Origin of the sequence: Streptomyces capillispiralis (assembly GCF_007829875.1) — a bacterium.
Taxonomy (GTDB): domain Bacteria; phylum Actinomycetota; class Actinomycetes; order Streptomycetales; family Streptomycetaceae; genus Streptomyces; species Streptomyces capillispiralis.
On the sequence record NZ_VIWV01000001.1, the window covers coordinates 3,139,196 to 3,152,919 of the forward strand.

13 protein-coding genes are annotated in these 13,724 nt (G+C 74.7%); 5 read left to right on the forward strand and 8 right to left on the reverse strand.

Translation table 11 applies throughout. The annotated features are described in order from the left end of the window. Positions 1 to 179 precede the first annotated feature (179 nt). A complete protein-coding gene (locus tag FHX78_RS13030; protein WP_145867619.1) occupies positions 180 to 962 on the forward strand; it encodes a TetR/AcrR family transcriptional regulator in 783 nt (260 codons plus the stop codon). Here FHX78_RS13030 and FHX78_RS13035 read toward each other — a convergent pair. Continuing rightward, complete coding sequence (locus FHX78_RS13035) at positions 853 to 3,891, reverse strand: type 1 periplasmic-binding domain-containing protein (protein ID WP_145867620.1); 3,039 nt, start codon at positions 3,889 to 3,891, stop codon at positions 853 to 855. The two genes, FHX78_RS13030 and FHX78_RS13035, sit on opposite strands and share 110 nt — an antisense overlap. Before the next feature lie 193 nt (positions 3,892 to 4,084). After that, the gene (locus FHX78_RS13040) at positions 4,085 to 4,450 is read right to left on the reverse strand and encodes a DoxX family protein (protein WP_145867621.1); all 366 of its coding nucleotides are present in this window, start codon (positions 4,448 to 4,450) and stop codon (positions 4,085 to 4,087) included. Positions 4,451 to 4,511: 61 nt separating this feature from the next. Between FHX78_RS13040 and FHX78_RS13045 the strand changes: the two genes are divergently transcribed. Next, complete coding sequence (locus tag FHX78_RS13045) at positions 4,512 to 5,390, forward strand: LysR family transcriptional regulator (RefSeq protein ID WP_145867622.1); 879 nt, start codon at positions 4,512 to 4,514, stop codon at positions 5,388 to 5,390. Between the two features lie 262 nt (positions 5,391 to 5,652). On the opposite strand, the gene FHX78_RS13050 is transcribed toward FHX78_RS13045, so the two are convergent. After that, on the reverse strand, positions 5,653 to 6,999 hold the full coding sequence (locus tag FHX78_RS13050) for a metallophosphoesterase (protein WP_145867623.1): 1,347 nt from the start codon (positions 6,997 to 6,999) through the stop codon (positions 5,653 to 5,655). A gap of 24 nt (positions 7,000 to 7,023) precedes the next feature. Beyond that, positions 7,024 to 7,272, reverse strand: a complete 249-nt coding sequence (locus tag FHX78_RS13055; RefSeq protein ID WP_145867624.1) for an SCO4848 family membrane protein — start codon at positions 7,270 to 7,272, stop codon at positions 7,024 to 7,026. Positions 7,273 to 7,363: 91 nt separating this feature from the next. Here FHX78_RS13055 and FHX78_RS13060 point away from each other — a divergent pair, with 91 nt between their 5' ends. After that, on the forward strand, positions 7,364 to 8,653 hold the full coding sequence (locus FHX78_RS13060) for a D-alanyl-D-alanine carboxypeptidase family protein (protein WP_229923838.1): 1,290 nt from the start codon (positions 7,364 to 7,366) through the stop codon (positions 8,651 to 8,653). Here the strand turns inward: FHX78_RS13060 and FHX78_RS13065 are convergent. Genes FHX78_RS13065 through FHX78_RS13080 form a run of 4 tightly spaced genes read right to left on the reverse strand, consistent with a single transcriptional unit; the run spans position 8,601 to position 11,459 of the window. Beyond that, positions 8,601 to 9,518 carry a YihY/virulence factor BrkB family protein gene (locus tag FHX78_RS13065; protein WP_145867626.1) on the reverse strand — a complete coding sequence of 306 codons (918 nt, stop codon included), beginning with the start codon at positions 9,516 to 9,518 and terminating at the stop codon, positions 8,601 to 8,603. The genes FHX78_RS13060 and FHX78_RS13065 overlap by 53 nt on opposite strands. Further along, positions 9,506 to 9,997 carry a GtrA family protein gene (locus FHX78_RS13070; RefSeq protein ID WP_145867627.1) on the reverse strand — a complete coding sequence of 164 codons (492 nt, stop codon included), beginning with the start codon at positions 9,995 to 9,997 and terminating at the stop codon, positions 9,506 to 9,508. The genes FHX78_RS13065 and FHX78_RS13070 overlap by 13 nt, the downstream gene beginning before the upstream one ends. Next, positions 9,994 to 10,929: a decaprenyl-phosphate phosphoribosyltransferase gene (locus FHX78_RS13075; RefSeq protein ID WP_145867628.1), complete on the reverse strand. Its 936-nt coding sequence runs from the start codon at positions 10,927 to 10,929 to the stop codon at positions 9,994 to 9,996. Before FHX78_RS13075 ends, FHX78_RS13070 begins: the two co-directional genes overlap by 4 nt. After that, a complete protein-coding gene (locus FHX78_RS13080; protein WP_145867629.1) occupies positions 10,926 to 11,459 on the reverse strand; it encodes a phosphatase PAP2 family protein in 534 nt (177 codons plus the stop codon). The genes FHX78_RS13075 and FHX78_RS13080 overlap by 4 nt, the downstream gene beginning before the upstream one ends. A gap of 133 nt (positions 11,460 to 11,592) precedes the next feature. Here FHX78_RS13080 and dprE1 point away from each other — a divergent pair, with 133 nt between their 5' ends. Next, a complete protein-coding gene (gene dprE1, locus FHX78_RS13085) occupies positions 11,593 to 12,948 on the forward strand; it encodes a decaprenylphosphoryl-beta-D-ribose oxidase (protein ID WP_145867630.1) in 1,356 nt (451 codons plus the stop codon). A 19-nt stretch (positions 12,949 to 12,967) separates the two neighbouring features. Further along, positions 12,968 to 13,723, forward strand: coding sequence for a decaprenylphospho-beta-D-erythro-pentofuranosid-2-ulose 2-reductase (gene dprE2 / locus FHX78_RS13090; protein ID WP_145867631.1), 756 nt, complete (start codon positions 12,968 to 12,970; stop codon positions 13,721 to 13,723). Position 13,724: the final 1 nt, after the last annotated feature.

Sequence of the window (13,724 nt, forward strand, 5' to 3'; positions counted from 1 at the left end):
CGTCCGCGTATCTCCCCGAGGGCCCCGTCTCCGCCGGAGACGGGGCCCTCGGGCATCTGCCACGAGGTCCCGGTGCACGTGATCGTCGACCGGAAGCACAACCGCCGCCACCCGGGTGGCGCCGCAGGCTCCTGCACCGCTCCGTGGGGCGCCCGTCGCTGACGTTAGGCTCTCTTCCCGTGCCCGTGAAAGACGACGGCCCGGACGACGGCGCCGCACCCAGCAAGTCCGAGCAGACCCGCGCCCTGATCCTGCAGACGGCGATGCGGCTGTTCCAGGAGCGCGGGTACGACCGGACGACCATGCGGGCCATCGCCAAGGAGGCGGGGGTCTCCGTGGGCAGCGCGTACTACTACTTCGACGGCAAGGAACACCTGATCCAGGGGTTCTACGACCGGATCGCCGCCGAACACCAGGTGGCGGTGCGCGAGGTGCTGGACCGGGAGACCGATCTGGAGGCCCGGCTCGCGGGCGTGCTGAAGGCGTGGCTGGACATCGCCACGCCGTACCACGAGTTCGCGGTGCAGTTCTTCAAGAACGCCGCCGACCCGGACAGTCCGCTCAGCCCCTTCTCCCCCGAGTCGGAGCACGCGCGCGTGGAGGCGATCAGCGTGCACCGGGCGGTGCTGGCCGGCGCGCGGACCAAGGTGCCGGAGGATCTGCGGGACGTCCTGCCCGAGTTGATGTGGCTGTCGCAGATGGGGCTGTGCCTGTACTGGATCTTCGACCGCACCGAGGGCCGCGAGCGCAGCTACCGGCTCGCCGAGCGGGGTGCCCGGCTCACCGCGCGGGGTGTCGCCCTGGCCCGTTTCCGGGTCCTGCGGCCCCTGGTGCGCGAGGTGCACGAACTGTTCACGGAGTTCCTGCCGGGGATGACGAGGATGCTTCCGGCTCCTTCCCCTGCGCGCACACCCGCGTCAGGGGAACCGAGCCCCCCGCGGGACGACCGCACGGCCCCGTGACCCGCAGGCGGGCCCCCTCGCCCGAACCGGTCACCTCGTAGCGGCCGATGCCGTGGCCGCGCCGGTCCGGGCGGACCGCGTCCGCGTTCCGGAAGCTGATGTAGCCGGTGCTGCCCTGGAACTCGATCGAGTGCAGGGCCGCCAGCACCACCGGCGCCCCGCCCCTGGCCGGGACGCCCGCCTCCTGGGCGATCGTGTGGAAGGCCGTCGTCGCGTCGTGGGACAGCGCGAGGAAGCCGTCCGCGTAGAGGGAGGGCCCGGTGTCTCCCGGGCGCGCGACCCGGTCGAAGCCGGAACGGAACACCTCGGCCGCCCGGTCGTACAGCTGCGCGGTCCGCGGGTACTCCTCGTACGTCAGGGAGGTGTAGTCCAGCCGGGCCCCGGCCGGGAAGGGCATGGTCGCGTCCTGGAACGACTTCTTGCTCGCCTCGTCGCCGACCAGGACGGTGACGCGGTGGGCGGACCGCTCGGTGCAGCTCGCGTGGGTGCTCAGCTCCGTCATCAGGGACGGGATGTAGCCGGCCCGGCCCGCCAGGTACACGACGTCGATCCCGCTGTCGCAGATCCGGCCGGCCGTCTCGTGCAGCTGCGCGCTGGTGCCCTCGACGGGGTACTCGAACGGTCCGCGCACGTCGAAACCGGCCGCGCTCAGCGCCTCGTGGCCGTACTTCGCCTGGTCGTGGGTGTAGGAGTGGCCGCTCCCGCCGGTCCCCTCGGGGCGCAGGACCGCGGCCCTGCGCCCCGCCGCCGCGCCGAGGGAGGTCACCAGGAGGGTCGCCTGCTCGTGGTCGGTGGGGGCCATGCCGACGTAGTTGCGGTGATCGCGGGCCAGTCCGGTGGCCGAGTTGGTGGTGCCGATCACCGCCAGTCCCGCCCGCTGGAGCTGTTCCATCGCCCCGGCGCTGCCGGGCGTGTGGATGCCCATGCCGACCACGCCCACGACCGTCGGCTCCCGGCGGGCGAAGGCGACGATCCGCTCGGCCATCTCGCCCTGGTGCTCCATGCCCTGGCCGCCGTTGGCGATCTCGATGCGCAGCCTGGGCAGCCGGTTGGACTGCTGGGAGTCGTTGACGAGGTGCTGGGCCAGGTACACGCCGGCCAGCTGGCGCACGACGTCGACCGCCTCGGCGCGGTTCTGCGCCCTGGTGCTCAGCGCGCCGGCGAAGACCAGCGTGATGTGCTCCTCGTCCGGGTCGATCCTGCGGTTCGCCTCGTCGATCGCCTTCAGCAGGCCCTCCGCGCCGACGGCGCGGCCGGAGGCGTCCAGCAGCACGGCGTCGCGGGAGGGCCGCCAGTCCGTCTCGGAGACCACGCCGACGCACTGCCCGCCGACCGTGCGCACCAGGTCCCGGTCCCAGACGACGGAGCCGCCCATGCCGCAGTACCGCTCCTTCAGCGTCTGGTAGTGCAGGGCCCCGCCGGTCGTCCCGAGCAGGCACGTCGCCACCAGCGTCCAGCGCGACCACAGCAGCCACGGGCTGCGCGGCACCCGGTGCGTGCTGCGCTGCTCCCCGGTGTGGGCGGGGTGCCCGCAATCCGTGGGGCCGACGCTGCTCACGGGAACCGGCAGCACCCAGGGCAGGGCCGTGTTCACGCTCGGCGCCTGGCCGGTGCGCAGGCTGCGGGTCACCCAGGCCCGGTACAGCGGGTCGAGTTCCCGGCCGGAGCCGGACGCGGACAGCACCGGCAGCGGCAGCGGGGTGGGATCACGCAGGTCGGCCAGGTCCCGGTGGGAGACACCGGCGACCACCAGCAGGGGGTCCTGCTCGCTGCGCCGGCTGCGCACGTCGCTGATCGCCCGCAGCACGGGCAGGGCGCCGCTGGCCCAGGTGGCGCGCGGGATCAGCAGCAGCGGGGGGACCGTGCGCTTGCGGTGGCGCAGGTCCCAGGCGGGACGGTGGTTGTCGCGCAGGTCCTCCAGCAGGGCGAGGGTGCGCAGTTGCAGACAGAACTGGCGGGCCTGTTCGCGCTCCGCCGCGACGGCCGCCGCGTCGTGGGCCGGACCGGAGGGAGTGCCGGACGCCGTGATCAGCTGCCCGACGACCTCCGCCGCCCGGTCCTCCAGCGTGGCCCGGGACAGCCGGGGATGCCACGGCGACCAGACCGGCGCCTCGCTGTTGGAGTGCACCGGGAAGGTCGTCGTGGCGAACCAGCGGCAGCCCGGCCCCAGCCACGGCGGGCCCGCCCAGCGCCGGACGCCGTACCCGGTGGCCACCACCAGCAGCACGCCCAGCGTGGCGGCGGTCAGGGCCGGGCTGCCCACGTTCCCCGCCAGCGCGCTCACACAGGCCACGATCGCCGCGCCCAGCGCGGTGGCCGGGCTGAGCAGGGCCGCCATCGACCGCCAGAAGCCGGCCGGGGCCCGCGCCGGGCGGGGCCGCCAGCGCAGCTCCGCCAGCCGGGCCACCACGGCGCGCGGGTCGGGCGCCCCGCCGGCGCCGTCCGTCGTGTCCGCCAGGGCCTGGTCGAGCGCGGCCATGAGGAGCGAGCGCGGCATGCGGTAGGGGCGGTACTGGCACCGGTTGTGGTTCTCCCAGTCGCCCTCGGCCACGTCCTTGACGAGCGCCGTGGCGGCGGTGAACGTCCGGTCGTCCAGGACCGGTACGGGGCGGCCGGCGCCGTGTGCGGGGTCCCCGGGCCCGCCCGCCGGGCCGTCGGCCCCCTCCTCCGGCCCGGCGGAGGGGGCCGGCCGGCGCAGCAGCAGCCAGCGGGGCCGGTGGGCCCGGTGCACCAGGTCGACGATCTCCGGCACCCGGTCGTCGTCGGCCCCCGCGTTCTCCCGGGCCGCGTGCACCACCACCACGGGCATGGGGCCGCGGCGCCGCGCGTAGCCGTCGATCAGGTTCCCGCAAAGGTCCAGGACGAGTCGGCCCGCCGCGCTGGGCACCGCGTCCCGCCACACCTCGGTCCCGCTCCGACGCAACGCCACCCGTCCGCCTCCGCTCCGCCCGGACCGGCCGCCCCCTGCGACCGGATCACGGGGAACGTAGGGCCTGCGGCGGCCGGGCTCGGCCCGATACGGGCGCCGGTCACCCGATCGAAGGGACCGGCGCCCCGCCGGGAACTCCGGTTCGGCCGACGGCGTCCGCCTCACCGGGCGCGCGTCGCCCGTCGTGCGGCCGTCAGGAGGACACGGTCAGGACCAGCGAGGCGACGGCGGTGGCGCAGTAGAGGCCGGAAAACGCCAGGTTGTGGAGCACGCGGGCGCGCAGGTGGAAGGCGAGCGCGCCCAGGTAGAGCAGGACGAGACCGCAGGCCGCGGCGGCAGCGAGGGGGCGCAGTGCCGCGTCGAGGAGGCCGAGGAGGAGGCCCGCCGCGCCGGCCAGCTTGAGGACGGCCAGCCGGGGCAGCCAGGATCGGGGCACACCCACCTGCGCCGAGTTGGCCAGGACGAAGCGCGCCCCGGCGAGGTCGGCCGCGGCGATGCCGATGTTGGCAGCGGCGGTGAACGAGGTGACGACGAGGAACGCGAGCGGGACACCGGTCATGCCCTCAGGGTCCGCGGGCACTCGGGGTACCGTCCAATACCTGCTTCTATAACCTGGCGGCATGGATGTGGACACGCGCCTGCTCCGGTACTTCGCCGCAGTGGCGGAGGAAGGCAGCCTGACCGGGGCGGCGCGGAGGCTGTTCGTCTCGCAGCCCGCGCTGACCAAGCGGATCCGGCGCCTGGAGGACGAGCTCGGGGTGGCGCTCTTCACGCGTTCGCGGTCCGGGACGGCGCTGACGGAGGCCGGCCGAGAGCTGGCCGCGCGGGTGCCCGCGCTGCTGGACGGCTGGGACGAGACGGTACGGGCCACCGGCCGGGCGGCGAAGGTGCTGCGCCTGGGCTTCCTGGACGCGGGCGCCGTGGGCGCCGTCCACGAGGTCGTCGCCGAGTTCCGCCGCGCGCGGCCGGAGTGGCGTGTGGAGCTGCGTCAGTTCGACTGGTCGGACCCGAGCGCCGGCCTGGCCCGGGGCGACGTGGACGCGGCGGTGGTGCGTCTGCCGTTTCCGGGTCAGGAGAGCCTGGACGTGCGGGAGTTGTTCGTCGAGGAGCGCGGGGTGCTGCTGCCCGCCCGCCATCCGCTGGCGGACAGCGGAACGGTCGAGTTCCGGGATCTGTGGGACGAGCCCTTCGTCGCGGCCGGGGCCGAGACCGGAGCCTGGAGGGATCACTGGCTCGCGGCGGAGGAGCGGGGAGGGCACCCGGTCCGCGTCGGTGCCGTCGCCGGCCGGCCGGACGAGTGGCTCGGAGCGGTGGCCGCCGGCTGCGTGGCGCTGGCCCCGGCGTCGGCAGCCCGCTTCCACTCCCACCCGGACGTGGTGTTCCGTCCCGTCCGCGGGGTCTCGCCGAGCCGGGTGGGGCTGGCCCGCAGGAGCCGGACACGCGGGGCGGCCCTGAACGAGCTGCTGGAAGCCATCACGCGGCGGTCGAGCCGGAGCTGACGGCAGGGCCGCCGGACCACCGGTGCCCCGCCCGGCCGGATCGGCGCCCAGGCCGCCGGGTTCTCCCGGCGGCAGCCGCGTCGCCGGTGGTGGCCCGCGCGCTCCAGGGGCTGTCCGGGCCGCGCGCGGCCACGCCGGCCGGTACCCGGCGTCGGTCGGCACACCGTGGTGGCGGGCAGTCGTGCCGCGGGGCGGCACGGGTGGGCGCACCGGCACCCCGAAGGCGCCGGGCCGCGCGACCCGCCCCCGGCCCGCCCCGGCCTCACGCCTGCCGGGACGCCAGCTCGATCACCGTGACGTCCGACGGCGCGCCCACCCGGGTCGGCGGCCCCCACGCCCCCGCCCCCCGGCTGACGTACAACTGCGTGTCGCCGTACCGCTCCAGGCCCGCCAGCGTCGGATTCGCCGCCCCGGCGATCAGGTTGGCGGGCCAGAGCTGCCCGCCGTGGGTGTGCCCGGACAGCTGGAGGTCCACACCGTGCTCGACGGCGTCGTGGATCTGCACGGGCTGGTGCGCGAGGAGCACGCAGGCCCGCTCCCGGTCCCGGTCGCCCAGCGCCTTCACGTAGTCCGGTCCCTGCCCCTCGTCCTCGCCGGACACGTCGTTGACGCCCGCGAGGTCGAAGTACGGCAGCTCGGTGCGGGCGTTCTCCAACGGGTTGAGACCGAGCCGGCGCACCTCCTGGACCCACTGTTCGGCGCCGGAGAAGTACTCGTGGTTGCCGGTGACGAAGAAGGAGCCGTGACGGGCTTTCAGCTGGGCCAGTGGGGCGGCGGCCGGGCCGAGGTCCTTCACGCTGCCGTCCACCAGGTCGCCGACGACCGCGATCAGGTCGGGCTGGGTGGCGTTGACCGTGTCGACGACCGTCTGCGCGAACCCGCGGCCCAGCACCGGGCCCAGGTGGATGTCGCTGACCACCGCGATGCGGAAGCCGTGCGCCGCGCGGGGGAGTTTGGCGAGCGGCACGGTGACCCGCTTCACCCGCGGTCCGCGCAGCACTCCGTACGTCCCGTAGCCGACGGTGCCCACGGCCGCCGCGGCGGCGGCCCCGCCGACGACCCGGGACACGAACAGCCGGCGCGACGGCCCGGACGGAGGTACGGGGGCCTGGTGGGCGCCGGTGTGCGCGGGGGGCGCGGGGGTCTCCGCACCGTCCCCGGAACCGGCCGCCCCGGCACCCGGTGCGTCACCCGGGCCGCGGCCCGCGCCCTGCCCCGCCGGTATCGGCTCCGGTGCCGGTTCCGGCTCCGGTGCCGCGGGCACGGTCACCGGCTCCGCCGTCGCCGCCCGCCGCTCGAGGATCCGGCGCAGCACCGGGCGCACCAGTTCGCCCGCCACCGTCGCCAGCAGCAGGTACAGGCACAGGGCCAGCCACAGGAAGCCGGGCCAGGCCAGGACCTGCTGGAGCCAGAAGGGTGCTCCGCCGCGCTCGGCCACGAAGGCGCCGACGGTCACCGCCCAGCCCCCGGCGATCACCACCGCGCCGACGCGGCGCACCGCGCCCGGGCCCCGTGTGGTGTCCCGGAACAGACGCCGCCACAGGTACCAGTTGCCCGTCACCAGGACGGCCACGACCAGCAGCGCGATGAGTACGAAAACGATGGCCACGGTGCGGAGTTCCCCTGCTTTTCGTCAGGACGTGCGTGACGTCCGGCTCAGTGCGCGCAGTCCGCGCAACCCGATGCCCCCGATGATCGTCCCCCATACGAAGGACACCACGGCGAGCGTCAGGTGAACGAAGAAGTAGGCCGTCGGGTGCCCGTCGTCGAACGCGAGTCCGCTGCCGTCCTTGACCAGGTTCCTGACGAAAGTGATCCAGATGACCCAGCTCCAGACCCCGAAGGCGAGCAGGAACCAGGAAAGGGGGCGGCTGAGCGTCATGCGTCCAGTATCGCCGCCCGGTGTCCGGTTCCTTGCCCGGGGTGCGCACCGGGGCGGGACATCGCCGGACCTGGCATGTACGTTTCCGACCGTGCCCGCACCCAAGAACGCCGTCCGGCGATCACTGCTGATCGCCTCTGCCGCCCTGTTGTCCACCGCGCTGACCGCGCCCGTCGCCCTCGCGGCTCCCAAGCCGTCGGCGAGTCCGTCGGCCACTCCCCCGGCGAGGATGTCGACGGTGGGCGGCGCCCGGCTCGGGCAGCCGGGCACCCAGGTCAACCTCGCGAGCGGGGTGCCGGTGCTGCCGAAGGACCTGTCGGCCCGGTCCTGGATCGTCGCCGACGCGGAGACCGGCGACGTGCTCGCCGCGCACAACGCGCACTGGCGGCTGGCCCCGGCGAGCACGCTGAAGATGCTGTTCGCCGACACGCTGCTGCCGAAGTGGCCCGGGACGACGGAGCACAAGGTCGAGCCGTCCGACCTGGCGGGCATCGGGGCCGGGTCCAGCATGGTCGGCATCAAGGAGGAGGAGACGTACACCGTCCACGACCTGTGGCTCGGTGTCTTCCTTCGCTCCGGCAACGACGCCGTGCACGTGCTGTCGGCGATGAACGGCGGCGTCGAGAACACCGTGGCCGAGATGAACGAGCACGCCGAGGAGCTCCAGGCCCTCGACACGTACGTGGTCAGCCCGGACGGCTACGACGCCGAGAAGCAGGTGTCCTCCGCGTACGACCTCACCCTGATCGCCCGCTCCGGGCTGCAGAAGAAGGACTTCCGGGAGTACAGCTCCACGGTCTCGGCGAAGTTCCCGGGCGAGACGAAGAAGAACAAGAAGGGCAAGAAGGTCCGCGGGACCTTCGAGATCCAGAACACCAACCGGCTGCTGGCCGGCGACGCCGACGTGCCCGTCTACCAGGGCATCGCGGGTGTGAAGAACGGCAACACCACCAATGCGGGGGCCACCTTCACCGGTGTCGCCGAACGGGACGGCAAGGTGCTCCTGGTCACTGTCATGAACCCGCAGAAGAACGAGAGCAACGAGGTCTACAAGGAGACCGCGCGGCTCTTCGACTGGGGGTTCAAGGCGGCCGGCAAGGTCCGGCCGGTGGGTGAGCTGGTGCCGCCGAAGAGCGCCGCGCCGGCCGGTGCCCAGCCCGGACCGTCCGTCTCCGCGGGTGAGGCCGGGGGTGCCGGGGAGCACGTCGGGGCGGCCGGGACGAACGCGGTGGTGAGCACCACGGCGACCGGCGGCACCGACGGCATCGGCGTCGCGCTCGGCATCACCGGCGGGGTGCTGGTGCTGCTGGCGGGCGGCGCGTTCCTGGTCAACCGCCGCTGGCCACTGCCCGACCTGGTGCGCCGCCGCCCGCGTCCGTGAGCCCGGGGGCCTCGGCCTGCTTGCTCGGCGTCGCCGTCCAGGCGGCGCAGAACAGGACCAGCTTCATGGTGAAGTTGATCCACAGCAGCAGGGCCACCGGGACGCCGAACGCGCCGTACATGCTCTTCGCGGCCACGCCCTGCATGTAGCCGCTGAGCAGCAGCTTCAGCAGTTCGAAGCCGATCGCGCCGGTGAGCGCGGCGACCAGCAGCCGGTGCCGGGCGGGCTCGACGCCCGGCAGCAGGGTCAGGACGTACAGCAGGAGCAGGAAGTCGGCGCCCACGGCGACGGCGAACGCCGCGATGTGCAGCACGATGCCGCCCCAGCCGCCCTTCTCCAGCCCGATGGCGTCGCTGATCCGCCCGACCATCGCGGAGGCGACGGTGGAGGCGCCCAGGGTGATCAGGACCGCGCCGCCCAGCCCGACGAGGATGCCCGTGTCCTTGCCCTTGCGCAGCAGCGGGTTCTCCTCCTCGTCGGGCAGCTCCCACACCGCGCGCAGGCACTCGCGCAGCGAACCGGCCCAGCTGATGCCGGTGAACAGCAGCGCGGCACCGGCGATCAGGCCGACGGTACCGGCGTTCTGCACCAGGCCCTCGATGTCCAGCTGCTCGGAGATCCCGGGCACCTGGTCGGCGATCCTGTCCTGGAGGGTGTCCTGCTGGTCCTGGCCGAGCGTGGCGGCGCCGACGGCGGCGGCCACGGTGAGCAGCGGGAACAGCGCGACGAAACTGGTGAACGTCATCGCGGCGGCCAGCCGCGTCCAGTGCACGCGGTCCAGCCGCTCGTACGACCGCCAGGCGTGCGTGAGCATCAGCCGTGCCAGCCACGGCCCGACGACCGGGAGTCCTTTCAGCCAGTCCATGGTCCGACTCTGCCCCCGTTGCGGAAGACCAATGTCCTGGTACCCCAGAAACGGACCCCGGTGGCCAGCGCCATGCCGACCACCGCGCCCGAGACGGTGTCCGCGCGCTGCGAGGTGAGGCCCAGCCCGTAGTGGCTCACGGCCAGGCACAGCAGTTGTACGGCGGCCCCGGCGAGGTTGACCGCGAAGAAGACGGCGCCGGCCCGCAGCCCGCGCACCCGTGCGGCGCGGTAGGTGCCGTGGGCGTTGCCCAGGTAGGCGACCGAGCAGCCGGCGACGAAGGAGAGCGCCTTGGCGGTGAGCGGGCCGAGCCCGGCGGGGCCGCGCAGGTAGGTGAAGAGGGCGAGGTCGACGGCGTAGGCGAGCAGTCCGGTGGTGGCGAAGCCGAGGAGTTCGCGCCCGAGGGCGGTCCGGCGGCGCCGCCGGGCCGGGCCGGGAGCGGGTGCCGGGCGGCGCCCGCGGACCGAGCGGAGTGTCACCAGTCCGCCACCGCCAGGGCGTACATCGCCGCCCACACCAGGCCGATGAGGGCGAGCGCGCGGTCGCCGAGCACCACGTCCTCCGGTTCGCCGGCGGTCCCGCGGTCGGCGAAGACGGCGTACCGGAGCACGGCGAGGACGAAGGCGACCACGGACAGCTGCCGCCAGGGCAGCACGCTGGTGTGCGGGAGCCCGCCCTCCTCCAGGGCCCACAGGCAGTAGCCGAGGACGGCGACACCGGCCGCGAGCTGCCACACGAAGCGCAGGTAGCCGGGGCTGTACTCGGTGAGCAGCGCCCGCGTGGCGCCCGCCTTCCCGGCCAGCTGCACGGCCTCGGAGTAGCGCTTGGCCGCGACCATGAACAGCGCGCCGAAACCGGTGGTGATCAGGAACCAGCGGGACAGCGGGATGCCGAGGGCCAGCCCGCCGATCACCGCCCGCATCACGAAGCCCGCGGTGACGACGGCGAGATCGACGACCAGGACGTGCTTGAGGCTGACGCAGTACGCCAGTTGCATGCCGAGGTACGCGGTCAGCAGCCCGGCGACCTCCGGCGGGCACAGCCGGGCCGCGACGACCGGCGCGAGCACACCGAGGACGGCTCCGGCGGCGTAGGCGAGCGGTACGGGCACCTGGCCGGCGGCGACCGGGCGGCGGCACTTGGCGGGGTGGGCGCGGTCGGCCTCGGCGTCGCGCGCGTCGTTGACGAGGTAGACGGCGGCGGCGCAGGCGGTGAACAGGACGAAGACCAGCGCGAGCCGGGTCAGCGCGACAACGGAGAACAGTTCGCCGGCGGCGGCCGGGGCGGCGATCACCAGGACGTTCTTGACCCACTGCTTGGGCCGCGCGGTCAGCAGCAGGCCCTTGAGGAGGCCGCCCGCGCCGGGCGGCCCGGCCTGCCGCCGGCCGGAGCGCTCGCGCAGCAGGGTCACGCCGGGCCCCCCGTCATCCAGCGGGCGCCGAGCCGGGCCGTCAGCGCGCCCAGGGCGGCGCCGGCCGCCACGTCCGAGGGGTAGTGGACGCCGGCCACCAGGCGGGACAGGCACACGGCGACGGCGAGCGGCGGCACCGCGCGGGACCCCAGCGCGCCGAAGGCGACGGCGGCGGCCGCCGCGGAGGTGGCGTGCGAGCTGGGGAAGGAGTGCCGGCCGGCGGTGCCCACCAGGGGTGCGACATGGGCCGGGCGCGGGCGGCGCACCACCCGTTTCACCCCCATGCTGACGACGTGGGCGCCCGCGGTGAGCGCGGCGCCGCGCAGCCAGGCGCCGCGCCGCGGGCGGTCCGCGACGGCCCCGGCGAGCCCCGCCGCCAGCCAGAGCGCCCCGTGCTCCCCCGCCCAGGACAGGGCGCGCGCGGCACCGGCCACGCGCGGGTCGCCGCCGCACGCCCTGAGGGCCGAGACGACGCGGTGGTCCAGGCCGCGGAGACCGAGGGGGCGGCGGTGGTCGTGGTGGTCGTCCATGGGGACCCACTGTTCACGCCCGGCGGGCCGGAACTCCGCCACTCCGGGACGACATCCCATTAATCACCCATTTCGGGGACGGGATTGACGTTTCAAAACTAATCAGTCACATACGGACGATACGGTCGCCGTCATGCCTGCCGACACCGTTTCCGTCACGGGGTGGGGCCGCACCGCTCCCACCGCCGCCCGGCTGATCCGCCCACGGACGTACGAGGAGGCCGCCCTCGCCGTCCGGGACTGCGGGGCCCGCGGGGGCATCGCCCGGGGCCTGGGGCGGGCGTACGGGGACGCGGCGCAGAACGCGGGCGGCACCGTGCTCGACATGACGGCCCTGGACCGCGTGCACGCCGTCGACGCGGACGGCGGCACCGTGCTGTGCGACGCGGGCGTCTCCCTGCACCGGCTGATGGAGGTGCTGCTGCCGCTCGGCTGGTTCGTGCCGGTGACGCCGGGCACGCGCTACGTGACCGTCGGCGGGGCGATCGGCGCCGACATCCACGGCAAGAACCACCACGTCTCCGGCTCCTTCTCCCGCCACGTGCTGTCGCTGGAGCTGCTCACCGCCGACGGCCGGGTCCGTACCGTCGTGCCCGGCACGCCCCTGTTCGAGGCGACCGCGGGCGGCATGGGCCTGACCGGGGTGATCCTGACCGCGACGATCCGGCTGCTGCCGGTCGAGACCTCGCTGATGTGCGTCGACACCGAGCGCGCGGCCGACCTCGACGACCTGATGGCCCGCCTCGCCGACACCGACCACCGCTACCGCTACTCGGTCGCCTGGATCGACCTGCTCGCCCGCGGCGCCGCCACCGGCCGCGCGGTGCTCACGCGCGGCGACCACGCGCCCCTGGACGCGCTGCCCCGGCGCACCCGCGCGCGCGGCGAGCCCCTGTCCTTCCGCACCACCCGCCTCCCGGCCGCCCCCTCCTTCGTCCCGGAGGGCCTGCTCAGCCGCACCACCGTGGGCCTGTTCAACGAGCTCTGGTACCGCAAGGCCCCCCGCGCGCGGACGGGGCAGCTCCAGCGCATCCCCGCCTTCTTCCACCCGCTGGACGGCGTGCCCCACTGGAACCGGGTCTACGGCCGGAGCGGCTTCGTGCAGTACCAGTTCGTCGTCGGCCACGGGCGGGAGGACGCCCTGCGCCGGATCGTGCGCCGGATCTCCGGACGCCGCTGCCCGTCCTTCCTCGCCGTGCTCAAGCGCTTCGGCGACGCCGACCCGGGCTGGCTGTCCTTCCCCGTGCCGGGCTGGACCCTCGCCCTGGACGTCCCGGCGGCGCTGCCCGGCCTCGGCGCCTTCCTCGACGAACTCGACGAGGAGGTCGCCGGCGCCGGCGGGCGGGTCTACCTCGCCAAGGACTCCCGGCTGCGCCCGGACGTGCTCGCCGCCATGTACCCCCGCCTGGACGACTTCCGCGCCCTGCGGACCGCACTGGACCCGCGCGGGGTGTTCACCTCCGACCTGGCCCGCCGCCTCCATCTGTAGGCAACCCCTAGGAGCTGTCATGAAGGACGCCTTCGGCCTCCCCCAGTCCCTGCTCGTCCTCGGCGGTACGTCCGAGATCGCGCTGGCCACCGCGCGGCGGCTGATCGCCCGGCGCACCCGCACGGTGTGGCTGGCCGGCCGCCCCTCCCCCGGCCTGGACGAGGCCGCCGGGCAGCTGCGCGGCCTCGGCGCCGAGGTGCGCACCGTCGCCTTCGACGCGCTCGACCCGGCCGGGCACGAGGAGGCGCTCGGGAAGGTCTTCGCGGAGGGCGACGTCGACATGGTGCTGCTGGCCTTCGGCACCCTGGGCGACCAGGCGCACGACGAGCGCGACCCCCGGGCCGCAGTGCGGGTCGCGCAGACCAACTACACCGGCGCGGTCTCCTCGGGCCTGGTGTGCGCGGGCGCGCTCCAGGCACAGGGCCACGGCTCCCTGGTGGTGCTGTCGTCCGTCGCGGGCGAGCGGGCCCGCCGCGCGAACTTCATCTACGGCTCCAGCAAGGCCGGACTGGACACCTTCGCCCAGGGCCTCGGCGACGCCCTGTACGGCACGGGCGTGCACGTCATGGTCGTCCGTCCCGGGTTCGTCCGTACGCGGATGACCGCGGGGCTGCCCGAGGCGCCGCTGGCCACCACCCCGGAGGCGGTCGCGGCCGCCGTCGAGCTGGGGCTGCGGCGGCGCGCGGAGACGGTGTGGGTGCCGGGCGCGCTGCGGGTGGTGATGTCGGCACTGCGGCATCTGCCGCGCGCGGTGTTCCGGCGGCTGCCGGTCTGAG

Coding starts and splice junctions, on each gene's coding strand:
- FHX78_RS13040 (WP_145867621.1), bottom strand. CDS start 4,450: ATGACCGGTGTCCCGCTCGCGTTCCTCGTCGTCACCTCGTTCACCGCC.
- FHX78_RS13045 (WP_145867622.1), top strand. CDS start 4,512: ATGGATGTGGACACGCGCCTGCTCCGGTACTTCGCCGCAGTGGCGGAG.
- FHX78_RS13055 (WP_145867624.1), bottom strand. CDS start 7,272: ATGACGCTCAGCCGCCCCCTTTCCTGGTTCCTGCTCGCCTTCGGGGTC.
- FHX78_RS13065 (WP_145867626.1), bottom strand. CDS start 9,518: ATGGACTGGCTGAAAGGACTCCCGGTCGTCGGGCCGTGGCTGGCACGG.
- FHX78_RS13080 (WP_145867629.1), bottom strand. CDS start 11,459: ATGGACGACCACCACGACCACCGCCGCCCCCTCGGTCTCCGCGGCCTG.
- dprE1 (WP_145867630.1), top strand. CDS start 11,593: ATGCCTGCCGACACCGTTTCCGTCACGGGGTGGGGCCGCACCGCTCCC.
- dprE2 (WP_145867631.1), top strand. CDS start 12,968: ATGAAGGACGCCTTCGGCCTCCCCCAGTCCCTGCTCGTCCTCGGCGGT.